The organism is Nonomuraea sp. K271 (assembly GCF_009908215.1).
Classification (GTDB): domain Bacteria; phylum Actinomycetota; class Actinomycetes; order Streptosporangiales; family Streptosporangiaceae; genus Nonomuraea; species Nonomuraea longispora.
The window spans coordinates 16,355-38,108 of record NZ_JAAAHR010000083.1 but is presented as its reverse complement, the minus strand read 5'-3'; the positions used below and the strand labels follow the sequence as shown (position 1 = coordinate 38,108).

General features: G+C 71.4%; 12 protein-coding genes and 1 tRNA gene. 7 read left to right on the top strand and 6 right to left on the bottom strand.

From position 1 onward, the window contains the following. Nucleotides 1–105: 105 nt before the first annotated feature. Nucleotides 106–180 (top strand) — tRNA-Val (locus GUY59_RS26175). A gap of 837 nt (nt 181–1,017) precedes the next feature. Here the strand turns inward: GUY59_RS26175 and GUY59_RS26170 are convergent. Further along, nucleotides 1,018–1,326, bottom strand: a complete 309-nt coding sequence (locus GUY59_RS26170) for a hypothetical protein (protein ID WP_138200917.1) — start codon at nt 1,324–1,326, stop codon at nt 1,018–1,020. 188 nt (nt 1,327–1,514) lie between these two features. On the opposite strand from GUY59_RS26170, the gene GUY59_RS50850 reads away from it, so the two are divergent. The 3 genes from GUY59_RS50850 (at nt 1,515) to GUY59_RS26155 (ending at nt 3,612) form a co-directional block, all read left to right on the top strand. Then, the gene (locus tag GUY59_RS50850) at nt 1,515–2,204 is read left to right on the top strand and encodes a helix-turn-helix domain-containing protein (RefSeq protein ID WP_138200918.1); all 690 of its coding nucleotides are present in this window, start codon (nt 1,515–1,517) and stop codon (nt 2,202–2,204) included. A 121-nt stretch (nt 2,205–2,325) separates the two neighbouring features. Beyond that, nucleotides 2,326–2,823, top strand: a complete 498-nt coding sequence (locus tag GUY59_RS26160; RefSeq protein ID WP_138200919.1) for a dihydrofolate reductase family protein — start codon at nt 2,326–2,328, stop codon at nt 2,821–2,823. A gap of 21 nt (nt 2,824–2,844) precedes the next feature. Next, on the top strand, nt 2,845–3,612 hold the full coding sequence (locus tag GUY59_RS26155) for an alpha/beta fold hydrolase (RefSeq protein WP_201761346.1): 768 nt from the start codon (nt 2,845–2,847) through the stop codon (nt 3,610–3,612). A gap of 372 nt (nt 3,613–3,984) precedes the next feature. Here GUY59_RS26155 and GUY59_RS50845 read toward each other — a convergent pair whose 3' ends face one another. From GUY59_RS50845 to GUY59_RS26130, 5 genes are read right to left on the bottom strand one after another with little or no spacing between them, the layout of a single operon-like run. Next, on the bottom strand, nt 3,985–5,847 hold the full coding sequence (locus GUY59_RS50845) for an ATP-binding cassette domain-containing protein (protein ID WP_138200920.1): 1,863 nt from the start codon (nt 5,845–5,847) through the stop codon (nt 3,985–3,987). Next, entirely contained in the window at nt 5,844–7,733 is a 1,890-nt protein-coding gene (locus GUY59_RS26145; protein WP_138200921.1) for an ABC transporter ATP-binding protein, read from the bottom strand. The genes GUY59_RS50845 and GUY59_RS26145 overlap by 4 nt, the downstream gene beginning before the upstream one ends. Continuing rightward, nucleotides 7,703–8,608, bottom strand: a complete 906-nt coding sequence (locus GUY59_RS26140) for a glycosyltransferase (RefSeq protein ID WP_138200922.1) — start codon at nt 8,606–8,608, stop codon at nt 7,703–7,705. The genes GUY59_RS26145 and GUY59_RS26140 overlap by 31 nt, the downstream gene beginning before the upstream one ends. Further along, a complete protein-coding gene (locus tag GUY59_RS26135; RefSeq protein ID WP_161714707.1) occupies nt 8,581–9,756 on the bottom strand; it encodes a pyridoxal-dependent decarboxylase in 1,176 nt (391 codons plus the stop codon). Before GUY59_RS26135 ends, GUY59_RS26140 begins: the two co-directional genes overlap by 28 nt. After that, on the bottom strand, nt 9,753–11,117 hold the full coding sequence (locus tag GUY59_RS26130; RefSeq protein ID WP_161714706.1) for a glycosyltransferase: 1,365 nt from the start codon (nt 11,115–11,117) through the stop codon (nt 9,753–9,755). Before GUY59_RS26130 ends, GUY59_RS26135 begins: the two co-directional genes overlap by 4 nt. Nucleotides 11,118–11,620: 503 nt before the next feature. Between GUY59_RS26130 and GUY59_RS26125 the strand changes: the two genes are divergently transcribed. The 3 genes from GUY59_RS26125 (at nt 11,621) to GUY59_RS26115 (ending at nt 21,671) form a co-directional block, all read left to right on the top strand. Next, nucleotides 11,621–12,838 carry a threonine synthase gene (locus GUY59_RS26125; RefSeq protein WP_138200925.1) on the top strand — a complete coding sequence of 406 codons (1,218 nt, stop codon included), beginning with the start codon at nt 11,621–11,623 and terminating at the stop codon, nt 12,836–12,838. Between the two features lie 447 nt (nt 12,839–13,285). After that, nucleotides 13,286–16,219 carry a type I polyketide synthase gene (locus tag GUY59_RS26120; RefSeq protein ID WP_138200926.1) on the top strand — a complete coding sequence of 978 codons (2,934 nt, stop codon included), beginning with the start codon at nt 13,286–13,288 and terminating at the stop codon, nt 16,217–16,219. A gap of 76 nt (nt 16,220–16,295) precedes the next feature. After that, on the top strand, nt 16,296–21,671 hold the full coding sequence (locus GUY59_RS26115; RefSeq protein WP_138200927.1) for a non-ribosomal peptide synthetase/MFS transporter: 5,376 nt from the start codon (nt 16,296–16,298) through the stop codon (nt 21,669–21,671). The last annotated feature ends 83 nt before the right edge of the window (nt 21,672–21,754 follow it).

Sequence of the window (21,754 nt, the reverse complement as noted above, 5' to 3'; positions counted from 1 at the left end):
CCCTCCCACCGCCCTGCCTACCCACTTCTGATCACATCGCTTCGCCAGCAGGCACCAGAGTGCGGTATGGTTTTCCTCGTCGGCACCAAGCGGAGCCGGCAGGGCGGGCGATTAGCTCAGCGGGAGAGCGCTTCGTTCACACCGAAGAGGTCACTGGTTCGATCCCAGTATCGCCCACCACGAAAACGCAAGTCAGAGGCCGGTCCTCCATCGGAGGCACCGGCCTTCTCGTTGTCTGGACCGTCGTCGGACCGTGGTCTCGGCCGTCACCCGCACGGTCGGACCGTCACGGGGCGGCAGGTCCGGCCACGCTCGCTGCGGTCCAGCGGTTTCCTCCGCGTTGATCAGCAGGTTCAGGTCACAGGGCCGGGGGATCGACGGGTAGATGGTGGAGTGTCACTGTCGGCCACCTGGGTGAAGCGGTAGTCCCGCGCTCGCCGCGGCTGGCATCTCATCGTTCCCTCGTCGAGCCTCCTGATCATCAGCGCACCGGCAGCGTTCATCCTTTTCCGCAGGGTCACGCTTGTCGCTGCCCGGAAGGCGGATTGCGGCCCGATGATCCGTCACCGGCCAACGCCGCGACGACCAGATAGACCTTCGCTCCATCGCGCTCACGTGAATCCTCGCCGAGGCCCATCGCGGTCGATGTCCAGGTCGGTCATCCTCGAGGTCCTCCATACGGCGCGGGGCAGGTCGCCGGGGCCGTAGCGCGCCGGTCCTCGCCTTCATCCGGCCCGGCATCACCGACGCCGACTCCGAGGGGACCAGCCGCGTGATCAAGACCGGTCGCCTGTCCGCGGGTGCCAGATCAGAGACGGCGCTCGCGGTCCTTCGACGGTACGGGGCGTTCTGCGACCGGTTCGGGCACGGAGTCCCGTGCGTAGGCCTGCCTCCTGATGTGTTCTCCCTCTGTTCCGCAGATTTCGGCCGCCCGGTAATCGGCCCACTTGATGGTCCCGGCCTTCAGGTTGACGGCGTAGAACTCCTCCCGGTCCCACGGTCCAGGGGGAGCCGTGGTCAGGTCCCGGTCCGCTCGGCGCGGAGCAGCACGCTGTCGCGCCCCAGAGGGCGGTCGGCCCGAACGGTCTCCAGGTCGTACGGCAGCGTGGGACCGGCGAATGTGACCTTGGGGACGGAGCGCCAAAGGTCCCCCTTTTTCAGCCGGTAACGCAGCTTTTCCCCATCACCCAGCCGGACAACGCCCACTGTCTCATCGCCCAGGACCACGGGGTTGGTGCCGTCCTCGGCAGCACCTTCACGGTGGGCCACGGTGGAGGGAGACTTCCAGTTCTTCCGGACCCGTAGTTCCTGGCCCCGTTCCGTCACGACGATGACACGACCGCCGTCGTCGGGCGCACCGCATCCTTACGCAGGTCCTCGGCGGCGACTTCTTGCTCCACGATAAGGCAATCCGACCGTCAGCGCCCGGCGGGAGATCGTGTGGTCGGCGCCGTGGTCGGTCTTCTGGTGTGCGCCACGCGGCCTGCGTCTTGAGTGGTCTATAGTCACGCCGCGTGGGGCTCATCTTCAACGCTGTGGCGGGCGAACTCCCGCTGGTGCAACGGGTGTGGTCGGCGACTTGTGAGGCCACAACCGGTTTCAGCTCGGCGGTCAAGACCTCATCCATGCTCGCGTTCGCACAGGGCGATGACGGAATCACGGTGCACGTGCGCGGGCCGGAGACGAGGGGCACATCGCTGACGTGCCTGGAGGGCTGGGAGTTCTTCGGCGTGGACCTGCGGCTCGGTGCCTACCTGCCGCTGTACCCGCCCTCCGGTCTGACCGACCTCAGGGACGCGGTGTTGCCGACCCTGCCGGGCGGCAAGATCCTGCTGGACAATCGGGACTGGGAGATGCCGACCGCGCAGAACGTCGACGTCTTCGTCGACCGGTTGGTGCGCGCTGGTCTGTTGTTCTTCGACCCGCTCGTCGACGAGATCAGGCACGGCGAACGCCCACGTGGCATGTCGGAGCGGATGGCGCAGATCCGGTTCCGCCGGGCCGTCGGGATCTCGCACCGCAAGCTCGCCAGCATCGAGCAGGCACGGCACGCCGCGCAACTCCTCACGGCGGGCAGCTCGATCGCCGACGTGGTCACCGCCGGCGGCTATTACGATCAGTCGCAGCTCGCGCGGGCGATGCGGTGGGCGACCGGTCACACCCCGGGCGAGTTGCGGTCCGGCATCCCGTTTCTGGCGTTGTGATGGCGTTGTGATGGCGTGGTGACAGGGGTTCGGTTCGATACAAGACGGGCCGATCCGCCGGGTGGTTGACTCCCGGCGTGCGGAAACTGATCGAATACGACCACCTCTCGATCGACGGGAAATGTCCGGCGACGCCTGGTGGGCCGGGCAGCAGAAGGTCGTCCCCAACGAGGACCACTTCGCCTATCAGCTCGGGCTGCTGTCCTCGGCGGTCGGTCTCGTGCTCGGCCGGGTGACCTATGAGGGCTTCGCCCAGACGTGGCCGACCTTGACCGGCGACGTCGCAGACAAGATCAATTCTCTGCCGAAGTACGTCGCCTCCACCACGCTGACCGGGACCACGTGGAACGCGGAGGTGCTGGCGGGCGATGCGGTCGAGGCGGTCGCCCGGCTCAAGGAGGCCGGCGGCGGCACATTGGTGAAGTACGGCAACGGCCCGTTCAGCCGGGCGCTGGTCGAGGCAGGGCTGCTCGACGAGCTGCATCTGAGCATCTCACCGTTCGTCGCCGGATCCGGTGAGTCGCTGCTGGCCGGCCTTGGTACTACCGCCATGGACCTGACGAAGGTGACCGAGATCGGTAACGGCACAGTGGTGCTGACCTATAGGCCGAGCCGGTAGACGGCGGCGAGGGGAATCGACATGACTCAAGGTGCGTACGCCCCGGTGAACGGCATCGACCTCTACTACGAGGTTCTGGGCGCCGATCGGCCCGGCCCGCCGCTGGTCATGCTGCACGGCGGCGCGTACACGTTCCATCTGAGCTTCGACTCACTGCTGCCGGCGTTGTCCGCCGAGCGGAAGGTGATCGGTGTCGAGTTGCAGGGGCACGGGCACACCGCCGACAGCGACCGGCCGTTCTCCATCCGGCAGTGCGCCGAGGACGTGATCGCGCTGCTCGACCACCTCGGCGTCGAGCGGGCCGACTTCTTCGGCTACAGCCTGGGTGGGCTGGTCTCCACCGAGGTCGCCGTCTCGGCCCCGGATCGGGCCGGTCGGGTCGTGCTGGCGGCCTCGCACTTCCGGTCAACCCGGAATGAGGGGTACTACCCCGAGATCACGGCGTTGGAGCTCGATTCGCCTCGGATGCCGACCGAGGAGGAGTCCGCGGCGATGAAGCGCGCCTACGACGAGGTGGCGCCCGATCCCGAGAACTTCTTCCCGTCCGTGATGAAGTTCCAGCCGGCAGTGCACGAGTTCGCAGGGTGGACCGACGAACAGCTGGCCCGGCTGACGATGCCGGTCCTGATCATCATCGGCGACACCGACTTCGTCCGGCTGGAGCACAGCGTCGAGATGAAGCAGTTGCTGCCGAACGCGCACCTGGCGATCCTGCCGGACACGAAGCACCTGCAGGTCATCCGGCCCGACCTGGTGCTGCCGATGGTCACCGCGTTCCTGCGCCAGTGATCAGAGCCTGGCGGGCGGAGTCTCGCCGTATCGCCCGCGGCGGGTCGACGGCCGGTTCTGTACGCGAGAACCGGCCGGTCGCGCGTTTGGGGCGCGCCGGCCATAAGCCAGGGTCACCTGCTCGGCCAGCCAGAGTCCGCGGTTCCGTCACGGCGACGCCTTGACGCGCTCCCCCCCCCCAACGCTGCACGAGGCCATCATGGACGGCCGGGCCGGCTCACCGCGCCCTCCGGCATGCCAATGTCCCGATCGGTACGGAGGATCCGACAGCGGATCGTGTACACCTGCGGTGCGTGGTGCTGCGGACACCGGAGCGCCGCCGTCAACGAGCCGCGATGTACTGCCGGCCAGGCGCCGCTCGTGGTCATACAGCTACCCCGGGCCCGGTTTCCTCCGCACCGGGCCGCTGTCGGCGATCGGCTGAGTGAGGGCATCGTTCACCGGGTGCCGGCTGAAGGCGTATGCGGCGGACTGCATCGTGAACAGGTCGGCGTAGGTCCGGCCGGCCGCCATCAGGGTGGCGTGATCACCGATTTCGGACACCCGGCCCTCGTCGAGGACTACGATGACGTCGGCCGTGCGGACGGTGGACAGGCGGTGCGTGACGACCACCGTGATCGCGCCCACCGACCGGCCGATGCGCCTGGCCTGCGCGGCGTACCGTTCGAACACGGTGTGCTCGGCTTCCGGGTCGAGCGCCGAGCCGGGCTCGTCCAGGACGAGCAGCAGGGGAGCCTCGCGCATGAACGCGCGGCCCAGGGCCAGCTTCTGCCACTGGCCGCCGGACAGTTCGGCGCCGTCCGCGTACGACCGGCCCAGCTGGGTGCTCAGGCCGTGCGGGAGGCGGGGGACGATGTCGGAGGCGGCGGCGCGCTCCAGGGCGGCGGCCACCACGGCATCCTCGGCGATTCTCGGCAGGTCGCCCAGGCCGACCGCCTGCCGGAGCGTCAGCTCGTACCGTACGAAGTCCTGAAAGCCCGCCGAGACGCGCAGCCGCCACTGGTCGGGCGCCACCTCACGCTGGTCGACGCCGTCGAGCAGGATCCGCCCGGCGGTGGGCCTGTAGAGCCCGCACAGCAGCTTGACCAGGGTGGACTTGCCGGCGCCGTTCTCGCCCACCACGGCCACGGTGGCGCCGGCCGGGAGGGTCAGCCGGACGTCCGTCAGCACCGGCCGCGTCGTGCCGGGGTAGGCGAAGCTGACGTCCTCCAGGGTGATCCCCCGATCGAGCCGGTCCGGGGGGTCGTGGCGGACGGCCGCCGGCGGCTCCGCGACGGCGGCAGCCAGGTCGTCCAGCCGCCGGTGCGCGGTGGCCATCCTGTGCAGGTCCTGCATCAGCCGGACAGCGGTGGTGACCTGCTGGTTGACCTGTACGGCCAGCACGACGACCAGGACGGCCCCGCCCGGCGAGGCGCCCCCGGACACCGCGCTCCGGACGGCGACGAGCACCGCGCCCGTGTACCCCGCCGCGAACGTCACCAGCCCCGCGGCACGGATCACCGTGGCGGTGAGCTGTCCTCGCCACAGCCGCCGGGTCGCGGTCGCCCACAACCGTGCGTGGCGTTCGCGCAGCTCCGGTCCGAGCGCCGAGACCCGCAGTTCGCCGCCGTGCCGGGCCGTGGTGGCCAGGCGGAACAGGTTCAGCGCGATGCGGGTCGGCTCGGCCGAATCCTGCCGGGCGCGGGCCATGGCCCGATCGGCCAGGCGTCCGGCGACCAGCGGCGGTACCACGGCGAGCGGCAGCAGCAGGAGCAGCGCGCTCACGCGGGCCAGCAGGATCGCGGTGCAGGCCATGGCGATCGCGAGGCCGGCGGCGCTGACGACCGCGCCGAGACCGGTGTGGAAGCGGCGGCTCTCCCGCTGCAGCACGGTGAACGTGTCCGCGTGTTCCGGCCGGTCGTGGTGGGCGGTCCCGGGCGTTCCGTTGGACAGCGCCGCCAGCCGCAGGTCGAAGTCGATCTCGGCGAGCTCGGACAGCTCGAAGTACGCGATGTGCGCGAAGTGGCCGAAGGTCAGCGACACGATGGCGAACACGGCGACGCCGGCTCCGGCGAGCACCGCGGCATCGGATCGGCCGGCGAGCAGGTGGTCGGTCATGGCGCCCAGGCAGGCGGCCAGGAGGGGAGCGGACGCGGCGCCGGCCAGCACCAGCGCGAACGCGGTCACGGTCTTGCCGCGGTCCGCCCGCCAGGCCCCGCCGACCAGGTGCCGTACGGTACGGGACACCTCTCTCACGTCGGGTCCCCCGTGTAGCCGGCGAAGCGGTGGGCCTGCAGGCGGAACATGTGGGCGTACCGGCCGTCCCGCGCCATCAGTTCGTCATGGCCGCCCTGCTCGACGCAGCGGCCGCCGGCGAGGACGACGATGAGGTCGGCGCGGCGTACGGTGGCGAACCGGTGCGAGATCAGCAACGTGGTAGCGCCCTGGGTGAGCTCGGCGAACTCGTCGAAGAACCGGGTCTCGGCGCGGACGTCGAGGCTCGCGGTCGGCTCGTCGAGGACGATGACGGGGGAGCCGTGCCGCAACGCGAAGAGCGTGCGGGCCAGGGCGATCCGCTGCCACTGCCCGCCGGACAGGTCCGCGCCGCCCGACAGGTGCCTGGCCAGGGGCACGTCCAGGCCGCCGGGCGCCGCGCCCAGTACGGCGGGCACCCCGGCGGTACGCGCGGCCGCCTCGATCCCCGCCCGGTCGTCCAGCGCGCCGACGGCGCCGAAGCCGATGTTCTCGGCCGCGGATACCTCGTAGCGGGCGAAGTCCTGGAAGACGACGCTCAGCTTCCTGCGCCAGGCCGTCACGGGGAAGGACGCGATATCGATCCCGTCGACGCGGATCGTGCCGCCGTCGGGGTCGTACAGTCGGCACAGCAGCTTCACCAACGTCGACTTGCCCGCGCCGTTCATGCCGACGATGGCGGTGCACCGGCCGGCCGGGATGGTCAGGTCCAGGCCGTCGAGCACACGCCCCCGCCCTCCCGGATAGCCGAAGCGGACCTGGTCGAACCGGATGGCGTGCACCGGGTCCGGCACCTCGCCGGCCGGGGGACCGTCCGCGGTCTCGCTCTCCCGGCCACCGGGGTAGGCGTCGATCCGGGCGGCGAAGCGCTCGGCGGCCTCGTGCGCGCGCATGCCGACCTCGGTCTGCAGGTCCACCTCCGAGTAGTGCTCGCCGAGCCGCAGCGCTCCCAGGGCCGCCTGCATGACGATCAGGAAGCCGGTCAGGGCGAGCCGGTCCGCCGCGGTCGTGCCGACCGCCCAGAACACGGCGACGGTGACGGCGGTCCCCGCGGCGGTGAACCAGACGAAGGGCCACACGTACGCGCGTCGCCGGGCCGCCCACAGGGGCCGCAGCCATCCGTGGTAGGCGTCCTCCAGCATCCCGGACAACCACCGGATGAGCCCGAACACCCGGATCTCCTTGCCTGCGCCCGGCTCGATGACGAGCCGCCGGAGATAGTCGATCCGGCGTTCCTCGTCCGCCAGCGCGACACGCGCCCGCGCGTAGCGGCGTAGGCCGCCCCGCTGGCCGTGGCGGAACAGCAGCACCACTGCGGCGAGCCCGAGCGCGGCCCACCAGGAGAAGGCCGCGCCGATGGCCACGAGGCAGCAGCACAACTCGGTCACGCGGGCCAGCAGGGCGAGCGCTCCGGCGCAGGCCTGCCCCGGGCTCTGGACCCCGTACTCCAGTTCCCGCGACGCCAGCCGCAGCGCTTCCAGGACCCGCTGGTCCTCGAGGGCGGCCAGGCCCCGCGGGCGCAGAGCGGTCGCCATCAGACGGTCGTACATGAGGCCGTCCACCCGGCGTGCGGCGAGCTCGCCCAGCGACTCCTGCAGCGGAGAGAGGATCTCGCGCAGCAGGAACGCCGCCGCGGCGACCGCGAACGCCGTCAGCAGCCGGTCGACCGCGGGCGACCCGGCGCCGGCGGCGACCGCGGCGGGCACCTCCGCCAGCAGGTGGGCGGCGGCGACGACGAAGACGACCGGCAGCGCGCCGAGCGCCAGGTTCACCGGCACCATCGCAGACAGGAGCGCCGGCCCCGCCAGCGGAACCAGCCGGACGACCCGCCACTGCGGGCCAGGGCGCGGCACCGCGCTCACGTCTTCCCGGCCAGGTAGTCCGCACATGACGGCACGTCGAGGAAGCGGGCGACGTCGTTGAGGTTGAACGGGTCGATGGTCGGCAGCGGCAGGAGAAGCCGGGTGAGCGGTGTCCGGTACTTGTCGGCGATGTAGCGGTAGTTGAGGGCGCAGCTCTCGATGTTCTGGTCCGCGTTCTTCTCGTGCGGGTAGTGGATCGAGCTCGCCTGCCGGTTCAGGACGAACCGGGCTCCGTCGCGGTGCAGCCGGTACGCCAGATCGATGTCCTCCCCGCCCCAGCTGCGGAACGCCTCGTCGAACGCCCCGATCGAGCGCAGCTGGGCCGTGCGGGCCGAGGCGTTGCAGTTCCAGTACACCGTCCACGGCGCGGGCAGGTCGCCGATCCGGTCGCCGTGCCGGACGTAGAACTCCTCCCGCAGGTCCAGCCGCCCGTCCTCGGCCAGCCGGTCGATGCTCGCGTCGGGATCGGTGACGTCGACCGTCGCCTCGATGAGCTGGGCGTCCTCGTTGTCCAGGTTGAAGCCGTAGGCGTACCCCACGACGGCCACCGGGCCGGCAGCGGAGGCGTGGCTGTCGAGATGCGCGCTGAGACAGCGGGAGTGGGCCAGCACCCCCGAGTCGATGAAGACGCAGACGTCGGCGCTCGCGTGCGCGATCCCCACGTTGCGGGCGGCGGCGAGCCGGTACCCCTGGTCCTCCTGGTAGTGGTAGCTCACCGCGAGCCGGTCACGGTAGCCGTCCACGACGGCCGCCGAGTCGTCGCTCGATCCGTCGTCCACGACCACCACCTCGAACCGGTCGCGCGGCAGGTCCTGGCGGGTCAGCGCGTGCAGGGTCCAGTCGAGCAGACGGGCGCGGTTGTACGTCGGAATGATCACACAGCACGTGAGGGAGTGGTCCATGGCTGGCCGTCCTTGATCGGTTCGGGGATCGCGGCGCCGACCGCCGCGACGAAGCGGTCGACGCGGGACCGGGACACGCCCGGGGTGCAGACGATGTGGCTGACCCCGCGGACCACCGGGAGCGCCCACGTCTCCAGGACGGCGCGCGGCGGCGCAGGGAACACCACCGTGCGGGCATGGCGGTGCGCCCGCCAGGCGGGCCAGCCGGCCGAGACGAGCCGGCGCTGGGCGTACTCCGCGGTGGCCCGCCCCGCGTGTGCCAGCTCCCGCAGGCCGCTGATCCCGCGCTCCTTGAGCAGGTACCAGAGGATCAGGGCGGCATGCCCGTTGCGGGAGCTGGCGAAGGAGTCGGAGGCGCCGCACAGCAGGTCCGAGGTGCCAGGGTGCCGTGCTGGGCGGGTCCTGGCCAGGACGACGCCGCACGGGAACGGCGCCCCGAGGAACTTGTGCCCGCTGATCGACAGACTGTCGGCCCCCTGCGCGTGCAGCCCGAACACCGGGCGGCCCTCGGCGTGCAACGCCAGCGGGATGCCCGACATGGCGGCGTCGGCGTGGAGGTGGTACCGCTTGCCGGCGGCCGACAGCGCGGCGCGGATGCTGCGCACGTCGTCCACGGCCTCGGTCAGCGTGGTGCCGATCGTGGCCACCACGATCGCCGCCGGGTTCGGGTCGGCCAGGAGCCGCCGCATGAGGTCGGTGTAGCTCATCTCGCCGCGGACGTCGGCCGCCACGGCGACGTTCTCCATGCGCAGCATGCCGGCGTTGCGGGCCACGCACGGGTGCGCCGTCCTGGAGTGGTACACCTTGGCCCGTGGGTGCTTCGTCCGCGCGAGCCACAGGCCGTACAGGACGCCTTCGCTGCCCCCGTTGGTCACGTGGCCCCAGGGCCGGGCCGGGCAGGCGCCGAACAGGCCGGCCAGGTCGTCGACGAGTTCGCGTTCGAGGTCCTTGGTGTGCCAGGGGAAGACCGGGTCGGACCCGGGGTCGCCGTAGTTGTTGAGCTCGTGTGACAGGAAGGGCACGAGCGGCGGGGGGAAAGCCGCCGACCAGCCGGGGAAGCCGACCTTGTGGCGTTCGGCGGCGGTGAGCCTGAGCAAGCGTTCCGCGACCGTGTCCGCGAGCCGGAACCTGCTGCTCAGGGTGGTCACCGGTGACCCCACGGAGGGACGGCCGCCTGCTCGCGCGCGGGGCTGGTGCCGGTCGTGGTGCCGGTCGTGGTACCGGCCACGATGCCGGCCACCGTACCGAACGGGTCGAACGCGGCGATCTCCGCGCGCAGCCGCCCGGCGGCCGCGCGGTGACCCGCGTCGCCCAGCACGGCGACGACCGCCTGACGGACCTGCTCGGGCTCGGGACGTCCGGTGCGCAGGTCGATCCCCGTGCCGCTCCACTGCACCCGCGCCGCCACCTCGGGCTTGTCCTCCGTGTCGCCGGCGACGACCAGCGGCACCCCGTTCTGCAAGGCGGCGTGCACGCCGCCGTAGCCGCCGTTGGTCACCAGTACGCTCGCCGACCGCAGCAGCCGGTCGAACGGCACGTAACCGGCGACGACGGCGTTGGCCGGGAGGTCGGAGAGCAGCCGGGCGAAGTCCTCCGGGCCGTCGGGGCGGGCCGTCACCGCGACCACCGTGACGTCGGTGGCGGCGAGCCCCCGCACCGTGGGCAGGATCAGCTCCGAGAGGTCCTCGTTGGCCAGCGTCCCCTGGGTCACGGCCACGACCGGGCGGTCCGCCGCGGTGACCTCGGGCCACCACCGCGGCGGCGCGAAGGACTCGCTCGACGGCTGCGGCAGCGCCCCGACGCACCGGAACGAAGCGGGCGCGTCCGAGCGGGGGTACTCGAAGCCGGGCACGGTCAGCTGCAGATAGTGATCGGGGCCGACGACCGCGCAGTCGAAGACGAACCCGGGCAGGTCACAGCCGATGGCTGCGAAGACGCTCACGACGTCCTTCTGCAGTCCTGCGTACGCTTCGAGCGTCTCGGCGTTGAGCCGGCGGTTGCGCTCGCGGCCCTCGGGGCCGGCGAGATACGGGATTCCGGGCCCGAACGGGGGCACGTCGTCGCTGAGCAGCATGGGCGGGAGGACGCCGAGGCAGATGGTGGCCGGCCGGACGCCGTCGGGTGGTCGCAGCGACAGCGGCAGGGCGCCCAGAAAGACGGTGTCGTGCACGAGCGCGGTGGCGGGAAAATGTTCGAGCAGAGTTTGGATCCGGCGGTACTGTGCGACCGCCGCGTCCGCGAACACCCGTTTCCAGAAGAAGATGTGGTGGTCGTAGCCCGTGCCCGTCTCGGCGAATTCGGGAAATGCCGCCGACATGCGCCGGTCGTCGAAGTCGGCCTCCTCGGGGAGCGCTTCAAAACGGAGTCCGCCTGATTCCACGGCCGCGGCGAAACGTGCACCCGTCAGGAAGAGCACGTCGTGACCGCGGGCTTTCATTTCTTTCGCGACCGTGAGCAACGGGGTCACGTGACCGTGGAAGGGTGTCGCCGCGAACAGGACTCTCGCCATCAGGTGCTCCAGGTGTTCGGGGTCTTGCGGCACCGGTCGGTGGTCGGGGACAGCGTCTCCGCCGACATACAGGGCATGCGGCAGGCGGCGCACGCCATGCGCACCGACTGACGTCAGTTGAGTCGCATTACACGGTTCGTTTAAATCGTGCTTCGTGCGAATATAAGCTCGTGGGAGCGCTCCCGCAAGACAGTATTCCGCCAGGCGGAATAGTCGTCGACGGGCGCCGGGTGCCCTGAGGAAGTGGCGGGCCTCCGCTTTCACATCGGCCGGCCGTGCGTGCGTGGAAGCGTGCGCCGACCGGCGGGAGAGGAAAATCAGGCGGCTGCGGCGAGCATCAACTGCGCGGTTTTCCTGAGGTGCGCCCGCGCTGTCACGACGGGCTTCTCCCGCGCCCGGGTCCGCCGCGTGCGCGAGGAGCCCGTCGTGACGCCGTCGCACGTGCCCCTTATGGTGCGAACGAAGACACGGTTGCGTGAGAGCCGGAAACCGAAGGAGCACGTGTGAGTTTCAGCCGGCTGACCCACCTCGAATGCGGTAGGTGCGGGGCGGCGCACGACAGCGAGCGACCGCAGAACCTCTGCGTGACCTGCGGGTCGCCGCTGCTCGCCCGTTACGACCTGGCGGCGGTCCGCGCCTCGCTGAGCCCCGCCGACCTGGCGCGGCGCGAACCCGGCCTGTGGCGCTACCACGAGCTGCTGCCGGTCAGGGACCGCGCGCACGTCACCACGCTGGGCGAGGGGATGACGCCGCTGCTGCCGATGGCCCGCTACGGCGAGCGCATCGGCCTGCCGCGGCTGCTGATGAAGGACGAGGGACTGATCCCCACCGGTTCGTTCAAGGCCCGCGGCGCCGCGGTCGGCGTCTCGCGGGCGGCCGAGCTGGGCATCGAGCGGCTGGCGATGCCGACCAACGGCAACGCCGGCGCCGCCTGGGCCCTGTACGGCGCCCGCGCCGGGCTGGCCGCCACGGTCGTCATGCCGGTGGACGCCCCCGAGATCACCCGGCGCGAGTGCGTGGCGTCGGGGACCGACCTGCACCTGGTGGACGGCCTGATCAGCGACGCCGGGCGGATGGTCGGCGAACTGGTCGCGGCCTCGGGCGGCCGGGTCTTCGACACCTCGACCCTCAAGGAGCCGTACCGCATCGAGGGCAAGAAGACGATGGGCATCGAGATCGCCGAGCAGCTCGGCTGGCGCACGCCCGACGTGATCCTCTATCCGACCGGCGGCGGGGTGGGCCTGATCGGCATCCACAAGGCGCTGAACGAACTGCGCGAGCTGGGCTGGATCGACGGCCCGCCGCCTCGCCTGGTCGCCGTGCAGGCCGAGGGGTGCGCGCCGATCGTGCGGGCGTTCGAGGCGGGTGAGCGGGAGAGCCGGCATTGGGACGGCGCGCGTACGGTGGCGTTCGGCATCAACGTGCCCAAGCCGCTCGGCGACTTCCTCATCCTGGAGGCGCTGGCGGAGACCTCGGGCACCGCGGTCACCGTCACCGACGCCGAGCTCCTGGCGGAGCTGCGGGAGGTCGCCGCCCTGGAGGGGGCGTTCGTCTGTCCTGAGGGCGCGGCGGCCTTCGCCGCGGCCCGCAGGCTGCGCGCGTCCGGATGGATCGGCCCGGACGAGGAGGCCGTGGTGCTGAACACCGGCGCCGGCCTGAAATATCCGGGCACCGTCCCCGTGGACGCGCCGGTCCTGGGGGTGGACGCGCACCTGGTCTGACATATTCCCTTCTCTATCACTAGCTTCAATGTCCGCTCGCCATAGGTCGGAGCCGGCGCCGTAATTTCTGGCTCCAGGTTCCTTACGGCCCGGCGCCGCCTTCAGGACGCCATGGTGTGTGTAATGACGTGGTGTGAGTGCCGGCTGTCAGGTGGGCCCCGATGCTCTTCCTTGAATCAACCGTCCCCCGGCGGTCTCCGGGCAGGCTTACCGACTTCATCCGTATCAGCCGCGTTCGCGGTGGGTTAGCCCGTAATTAACTCACTGCAAGAAAACTGGTCAGCTCATGGAACGACAGCGCCTCATCGATACGCGGATTACCGCTGCAAAGCAAACCAAGTGATTGGCGGAAGATGTACGAGGGCTCTGCACGTTCGGCCCGGCGGGACCACCAACGCCGCAACGCGGGTTCCGCCGGCCCGGTCATGACTCCGAGGTGAGAGAGGCATGGCCGCCATCGCAGGAACCGACGAGGACATGCAGACTGCCGTGGCCGTCATCGGAATGGCGGCCCGGATACCCGGCGTCGCGGACATCGACGAGTTCTGGGCCGCGCTCGTCGCCGGCCGCGATCTGACCACTCGCCTCGACCACCGACGCGCGTACGGAGTGGTCGCCGACACCGAATGGTTCGACGCCGAGTTCTTCGGGGTCGCGCCGCAAGATGCGCAGATGCTCGACCCGCAGAATCGGGTGTTCCTCGAGTGCGCCTGGGAGGCCCTGGAGCACGCCGGGTACGACCCACGCACCTACCCGGGCGCCATCGGCGTGTACGCCGGGAGCGGCGAGTCGGACCACCTCGCCGTCCTGCGCTCGCAGCGGCAGCTTTTTCCGGGCATGACGGACGGTCGGCTCCGGCTCGCCAGTAGCCGGGACTTCCTCACCGGCCAGGTGGCCTACAAGCTGAACCTGCGAGGCCCCGCCGTCACCGTGCACACCGGCTGCTCCACCTCGCTCGTCGCCGTTCACCTGGCAAGCCAGGCTCTTCTCACCGGCGAGTGCGACATGGCCCTGGCCGGTGGAATCACACTGAGTGGCGCCTCAGGCGCCGAGGAGGGTGAGGACCTGATCTCACCGGCCGGCTGCTGCCGGCCGTTCGACGCGGACGCCGACGGCATGGTCGGCGCAGACGGGGCCGGCATCGTCGTGCTCAAGCGGCTGCCCGACGCGCTCGCCGATGGGGATCACATCGACGCCGTACTCCGGGGGTGGGCGCTGAGCAACGACGGCTCCGACAAGATCGGCTTCACCGCCCCGAGTGTGGCAGGACAAGTGGCCGCGATCCGCTCCGCGCACCTGCTCGCCGGGGTTTCCCCGGAGACGATCGGGTACGTCGAGGCGCACGGAACTGGCACCACGATCGGCGACACGATCGAGGTCCGCGCACTCTCGGAGGCTTTCGGGCCCGGCACGCCCCAGCGGTGCGTGCTCGGTTCCGTCAAGTCGAACATCGGCCACACCGACGTCGCAGCAGGCGTGGTCGGCCTCATCAAGGTGGTGCTGTCGTTGCGGCACGGTCTCATCCCGGGCACAGCACACTTCCGCCGCCCGAACCCGCACCTCGACCTCCAGGCCGGCCCGTTCGTGGTGACGAACAAGGCGACGCCGTGGCCCCCGGGCGACCGTCCCCGCCGAGCCGGGGTCAACGCCACCGGGATCGGCGGGACGAACGCCCACGTCCTCGTGGAGGAGGCGCCCACCGCACACCCGCCACCCGACGACGACCGCTACCACCTGCTGCCGTTGTCGGCACGCACAGCTCGGGCACTCGCCGAGTCGGCGGCCCGGCTGCGCGCCCGGTTCGAGCGGGACCCGGTCGCCGTCGCTGACGCGGCATGGACTCTGCAGACCGGCCGCGCGGCGTTCGCCCACCGGGCCTTCGTGGTGTGCCGCGACCGCGATCAAGCGGTCCGGGCACTGACCGGCCTGGCCGGACGTCCGCAAACCCCCAGAAACCCTGTGGCGGGCACGCCGCACGTCGCGTTCCTGTTCCCCGGGCAAGCCGGCCGGTACGTGGGCATGGCACGCGGGCTGTACGCGCAGGAGCCGGTCTTCCGCGCGGCCATCGACGACTGTGCCGCTCGGGCCGGTGCGGACCTCGGTCTGGACCTGCGGCAGGTGCTGTACCCGGAGCCCGGCACCGACGCCGAGGCGGCAACGCGGCTGACCACGATGGCCGTGTGCCGACCCGCGATCTTCGCCGTGGAGCACGCCATGGCCGAACTGTGGGAATCGCGTGGGGTCAGCCCGGACGCCGTTCTCGGGTACGGCCTGGGTACGTACGCCGCCGCTGTCTCGGCCGGGGTGCTTACCAGGGCCGACGCACTGTCGCTTGTGCTCACACAGGGGCGGCTCCTCGACCGCTTACCCGCAGTCGCCATGCTCGCGGTGCCGCTGCCGGAGGCCGACCTGCTGCCGATGCTCGCCGACGACTTGGCGATCATCGCGCTCGACGGCCCGCGGCAGTGCGTTGTCAGCGGTCCCGCAGCCGGTGTCGAGCAGTTCCTCCAGCGCCTCGCAGGCCGCGGAGTGGACACCCGCCGGTTGCCCACCGCCTCCGCGGCCCACTCGATCCTCGCCGACGACGTCATCGACGAGTACACCGATGCGGTGGCGTCGGTGCGACTGCGCGCACCGCAGCTCCCGTGGATCTCCGACCGGACCGGCGCGCCGGTCACGGCGCGCGACGCGTGCGACCCGGCCTACTGGGCCGGTCACCTGCGCAACCCCGTCCGCTTCTCCGACGCCTTGCGAACCCTGCTCGCCGGCTCCGCCGGCATCCTGCTGGAGGTCGGCCCCGGACGCACGCTCGGGAGCCTGGCCCGGCAGCACCCCGGCTGCGGACCGCACCGCACGATCGTGCAGAGCCTGCCGGACGCCCCCGAAGGAGCCGGCGACGCCGCCGTGTCACTCCGCGCCACCGGCGTGTTGTGGCAGGCCGGGGTGTCCGTGCGCTGGTCCGCGCTGCACAACGGCCGACCTCCCCGCCGTGTGCCGCTGTCCACGTACCCGTTCCAACGTGAACGGTTCGCAGTGGACGCTCCCATGCCCGTCGCGACACCCGCGGCACCGGGCGCAGCGGAACCCATGCCCGGACATGACGCGACCCGGGCGGCGGGCGACCCCCGTACACCGGTCGAGAAGGCGATCGCCGAAGTATGGCGCGAGGTGTTCCGCGTGCAGCACGTGGGCATCGACGACGACTTCTTCGAGCTCGGCGGCCACTCCCTGCACGCAACGCGCATGCTGGCCCTGCTGGGGCCGGCGCTGGGCCCGGACGTCCCTCCACTCACGATCATGGACCTCTTCGATCACACCACGATCCGCGAACTCGCCGCGCTGGTGAGCGGATCCGGCCCCCAGGAAGGGGCCGCCCCGTGATGCCCCCCACGGTCGCGGACCTCGAGCCGCCGGACGCGTGCGGTGGACAGCCCAGACGACCTCCGGAGGACGTCCTGTGAGCGACCTGATCGAGCCGCCTGCGACACCGACGACGATCCCCGTCGGGCACGACGGGGAACCCGTGATGTCGTTCGCCCAGGAACGCCTCTGGTTCATGGACGCGTACGCGCCCGGCACGACGGCGTACACGATTCCGGAGGCCTGGCGGCTGCGCGGCGCGGTCGATCCCGCCGCGCTCGCTGCGGCGTTGAACCGGGTCGCGGCCCGGCACGAGCCGTTGCGGAGCCGCTTCCCCCCGACCGGGGACGGTCAGCCCGCCATGCTCGTCGACGACCTCGGCTCGATCCCGCTCACCACCGCGGAGGCCGTGTCCGACGACCACGTGAGAACGCTCGTCGACGCCTTCATGGCCCAACCGTTCGACCTCGCGGCCGGCCCCATGGCACGGGCGATGCTCATCGGAACCGCCCCCGACGAGCACGTGTTCGCGCTCGCGGTGCATCACATCGCGGCGGACGGCTGGTCCACCGAGCTCCTCCTCAACGAGGTGCTGGCCTGCCTCTCCGGCGATCCGCTGCCGGACCTGCCGGTGCGTTACCGCGACTTCGCCGCGTGGCAACGCGCCCGGCCCGGCACCGAGCGCGATGTGGCGTACTGGCGCGAGCAGCTCTCCGGCGTGACGCCGCTCGAACTGCCGACCGACCGGCAGCGGCCACCGGTGCCGACCCACACCGGCGCCGCGCACGAGTTCACGGTGCCACCGAGCGTGCTCGGCGCGTTGTCCCGGCTCGGACGCAAGCACCGGGCCACGCAGTACATGGTGCTGCTCGCGGCGTTCGCGGTCCTGCTGAGCCGCCGGGCCCGGCAGGACGATGTCACGATCGGGTCGCCGACGGCCGGCCGACCGGTGCCCGAGCTCGACAACCTTGTCGGCTGTTTCGTCAACATGGTGACCATGCGGGTCGACCTATCGGGCGACCCGACGTTCGCCGAACTGCTGCAGCGGGTCCGCGCCACCGCCGGGCACGCGTTCGCCCACCAGGACCTGCCGTTCGAGCGCCTGGTCACCGAGCTCAACGTGCCGCGTGAGGTGTCGCGTTCGCCGCTGTTCCAGGTGGTCTTCTCCTTGCAGAGCTACGAGCCGGACCTGCCGGGCAACCCGTCGCTCACCGCCACCGCGGACGTCGCCCTGTCGCACTGCGTGACCCGGTTCGACCTGGAGCTCCACACCGCCGGCGACGGCCGCTTCATGATGATCTACAACACCGCGCTGTTCGGTGCGGACTCGATCGCGCACATGGGCGCCCACTTCCGCGTCCTCCTGGAAGGCATCGCCGCCGACCCGCACGCCCCGATCTCGCGCTACGAGCTGCTCACGGCCGACGAGCGCGCGCGGCGCGCACACTGGAACGACACCAGCGCTGACCTCGGCACCGACCAGTGCCTGCACGGCCCGGTCGAGGCGCAGGCACGCAGGACGCCCGACCGCCCGGCTGTGCTCCACCCCGGCGGCCGGCTCTCGCACGACGAGGTCGACCGGAGGGCCGATCATCTCGCGGCGCAGCTGACCGCCTCCGGGACGACGAGGGGCGACCTGGTGGCCGTCGTGATGGAGCGTGGATGGGAGCAGGTCGTCGCCGTGCTGGCGATCAACAAGGCCGGCGCCGCCTACCTGCCCGTCGACGCTGATCTGCCCGAGCGCCGACGCAACGAGCTCATCGCGCGCGGTGGCTGCGCCGTGGCACTCACCCAGCCGGCGCTGTGTTCCCGGCTGAGCTGGCCGGACGGGCTGGCAACCCTGCCCGTCACCGAGGCGTCGGGCGGCTCGCCGCCGGCCTGCCCTGCCGAGCCCGACGACCTCGCCTACGTGATTTTCACGTCGGGCTCGACCGGCACACCCAAAGGCGTGACGATCGAGCACAGGGCCGCGCTGAACACCGTCCGCGACATCACCGGGCGGTTCGGGGTGGGACCCGGCGATCGGGTGTTCGCGCTGTCCGCGCTGAGCTTCGACCTGTCGGTCTACGACGTCTACGGCACGCTGGCCGCCGGTGCCACGCTGGTCATGGGGCGGGCCGAGGAGGACAAGGACCCCGCGGCGTGGGCACGGATGGTCACGGACCAGCGGATCACCGTGTGGAACTCGGTACCCGCGCTGATGGAACTGCTGGTCGAGCACGCCGAGCGGGAAGGGGCCGACATCAGCTCGCTGCGGCTCGTCATGATGTCCGGCGACTGGATCCCGCCGACGCTGCCCGACCGCATCCGCGCGCTCGCCCCGTCCGCCGCGATCGTCAGCCTCGGCGGAGCGACCGAGGGGTCGATCTGGTCGATTTTTCACCCGATCGGGCACGTCGACCCGTCGTGGACCTCGATCCCGTACGGCCGCCCACTGGCCAACCAGCAGTTCCACATCCTCGACGCTGGGATGTGCGACGTCCCGGTCGGCGTGCCCGGCGAGCTGTACATCGGGGGCGCCGGAGTGGGAGCCGGTTACTGGAAGGACCCGGAGCGGACCGCGGCGGCGTTCGTCACGCACCCGGACACCGGCGCCCGCCTCTACCGGACCGGCGACCTCGGCCGGTACCGGCCCGACGGCGTGATCGAGTTCCTCGGCCGGGCCGACGCCCAGGTCAAGATCCGCGGTTACCGGATCGAGCTCGGTGAGATCGACGCACACCTGACCCGCCATCCCGAGGTCGCCGAGTGCGTGGTGACCACGCACGGGACCGGCAGTGCCGCCCAGCTCGTGGCGTACGTCGTAGCCGAACCCGGACACGTACCCGACTCCGCGCGGCTGCGGTCGCACCTCGCCGCGGCGCTACCGGCCTACATGGTCCCCAACGCGTTCATCACTCTGCCCCGGCTGCCGCTGACCGCGAACGGCAAGGTGGATCGCGGGCGGCTGCCCGCGCCGGAGACGCCCGCCGGGCGGGACGCCGGGCGGATACCGCCACGCACCGACCGGGAGCGGGCGATCCACGCGGTGTGGGCGGACGTCCTCGACCGGACCGACGCCGGGATCGACGACGACTTCTTCGACCTGGGCGGCCACTCCCTGCTCGCGATCAAGGTGGTGGAGCGGCTGCGGCGCTCGGTGCCGGACGGCGCCGAGATCGCCGTGATGGACCTGTTCACCCACCCGACGATCCGGCGGCTCGCCGCACTGCTCGACCGGAGCACGACCGCGGCGCGCGGGCTGCTCCACCGGCTGACGCCGGAGCCGACGGCCGAGCCCGAGCTCAGCTACGTCGCCGTTCCGTACGGCGGGGGTGGCGCGATGGTCTACAAGGCGCTGGCGGACGCCCTGCCGACCACGTACGCGCTGTGGTCGCTCGCCATTCCCGGCCATGACGTCGGGATCGACGAGCAGCACGCGCCGCTCGACGATGTCGCCGCGCGGTGCGTACGGGAGATCCAGGACAAGATCGCCGGCCCGATCGCGCTGTACGGGCACTGCGGTGTCGGCTCGGCGCTCGTCGTGGAGATCGCCAGGAGGCTGGAGGCGGCCGGACGCGCCCCGCAAGCGGTCTACATCGGGGCGATCTTCCCATTCGCCCGACCGGGCCGCGGCCTGCCCGCCGCGCTGAGCCGGCTCGCGAATCCGGACGCGTTGCGCAGCGACCGCTCCTACGCGGACGGGCTGGCCTCGCTCGGGCTCGACCTGAGCGACATCGACCCCGGGCAGGCGCGGCACATCGTGCGCAACACCCGCCGCGACACCCAAGCGGCGGAGGAGTACTTCACGGAGCTCTTCGACACCTCGGTGGTGCGGCTACGGGCGCCCATCATCAGCGTGGCCGGGGAGCGGGACCCGGCGTCCGAGTACTACCAGGAGCGCTTCCGTGAGTGGCACTTCCTCAGCGACACCACCGCCGTGGTGCTGCTCGACGAGGCGGGCCACTTCTTCCAGAAACACCGCGCAGCCGAGCTCGCCGAGATCGTGACGACCACCCATCCGGCCATCTCCACCGGAGAGCCGGTCGGCGGGGACGGGTGGCGGCTGCTCGACGTCTCGCGGGCGGGCCCGCAGGACGCACCTGACCGGCCCCGGCCTGGGGTCCGCCGGTTCCTCGCGGTGACGGTGGGGCAGCTCTTCTCGATCAGCGGCTCGATGCTGACCGCGTTCGCGATCCCGATCTGGATCTACCTCGTCACCGGCTCGCTCGTCCAGTTCGCCCTGTCCGCCGTGGCCGGGGTGGTGCCCGGGCTGCTCATCGCGCCGCCGGCCGGCACAATGGTGGACCGCTGCGACCGTCGCACGGTCATGCTCGCGGGCGACGTCGGCGCGGGCGGGGCCCACCTGCTGCTCGGCCTGCTGCTGTGGACCGGGAACCTGCAGAGCTGGCACGTCTATCCGCTGCTCGCGTTCCTGTCGGCCGCGCTCACGTTACAGCGGCTCGCCCACGACTCCGCCGTGCCGCAGCTCGTCCCCAAGCGGTACCTCGCCCACGCCACCGGTGCCGTCCAGGTGGCCACGGGGGCGAGCCGGCTGGTCGTGCCGATCGCGGCCGTCGGGCTCATGGCCGCCGTGGGGCTGGAGGGCATCTTCGCCCTCGGCGTGCTGAGCTACGCGATCGCGATCGCCATCACCCTCCTGGTCCGGTTCCCGCGGGCCATGGCGTGGCGGCGAGGGGAGCCGGCGAGGGCCGAGATCAAGGCCGGGTTCCGGTACTCCTGGGACCACCTTCGGTTCCGCCGGATGCTGGTCTTCTTCGCGCTGCTCAACGTCCTCGTGTCGCCGCTGTTCCCGCTGATCCCACCGCTGGTTCTCTCGGTCGGCACACTCACCGACGTCGCTTGGATCCTGCTCGGCTCGGGACTGGCGGGCGCGCTGGGCGGCCTCCTCATGACGGCGTGGGGCGGCCCGCCGCGGCGCCGGATGCGCAGCGTGCTGCTGTGCACGCTCTGCCTGGGCGCGTTCTGCCTGGTGACCGGCCTGCGGGCGGACCTGGTGACGATCGGCGCCGGCGTGTTCGGCATGTCGCTGTCGCTGACGGTGCTCAACGGGATCCATACCGCCATCGTGGAGGTCAAGGTGCCGCAGCGGTACCACGGCCGGGTGCGCGCGCTCCACACGACGATCTCGTGGTCGGCGCTGCCGATCGGCTTCGGAGTGGTCGCGGCCTACGCGTCGGTGCTGTTCGAGCCGCTGCCGGCGACGGGCGCAGCGCTCGTCCCGACCGCCGGTGCGGTGGTCGGCGCGGGGGTCGGCGCGGTGGTCGGCGGGCCGTGGCGGGGGATCGCGCTGCTGTACGCGCTCTTCGCGATGGCCATCGCGCTGCTGGCGGTGGTGGCGCTGCGCTCCGGGCTGCCCCGGCTTCTCGACGACAGTCCCGACGCCACCCCCGATGACCTGATCGGGCTCCAGGCGTTGGGCCGCGCTCCCGCCGAGGAGGTTCCTCCGTCCCTGGCTACCGGCAAGAGATGAGACTTTCCGGGCGCATGTCGGTGCACTTTTCGTGGTCGGCGGGGCCGGAAACGGGTGACCACCCGTGCGGAACGTCTACCGGT

Bases quoted from the DNA above. Each gene is read 5' to 3' on its own strand.
- GUY59_RS26145 (WP_138200921.1), bottom strand. From the start codon at position 7,733: ATGTGCGGACTACCTGGCCGGGAAGACGTGAGCGCGGTGCCGCGCCCT.
- GUY59_RS26120 (WP_138200926.1), top strand. From the start codon at position 13,286: ATGGCCGCCATCGCAGGAACCGACGAGGACATGCAGACTGCCGTGGCC.
- GUY59_RS26130 (WP_161714706.1), bottom strand. From the start codon at position 11,117: ATGGCGAGAGTCCTGTTCGCGGCGACACCCTTCCACGGTCACGTGACC.
- GUY59_RS26155 (WP_201761346.1), top strand. From the start codon at position 2,845: ATGACTCAAGGTGCGTACGCCCCGGTGAACGGCATCGACCTCTACTAC.
- GUY59_RS26140 (WP_138200922.1), bottom strand. From the start codon at position 8,608: ATGGACCACTCCCTCACGTGCTGTGTGATCATTCCGACGTACAACCGC.
- GUY59_RS26160 (WP_138200919.1), top strand. From the start codon at position 2,326: ATGTCCGGCGACGCCTGGTGGGCCGGGCAGCAGAAGGTCGTCCCCAAC.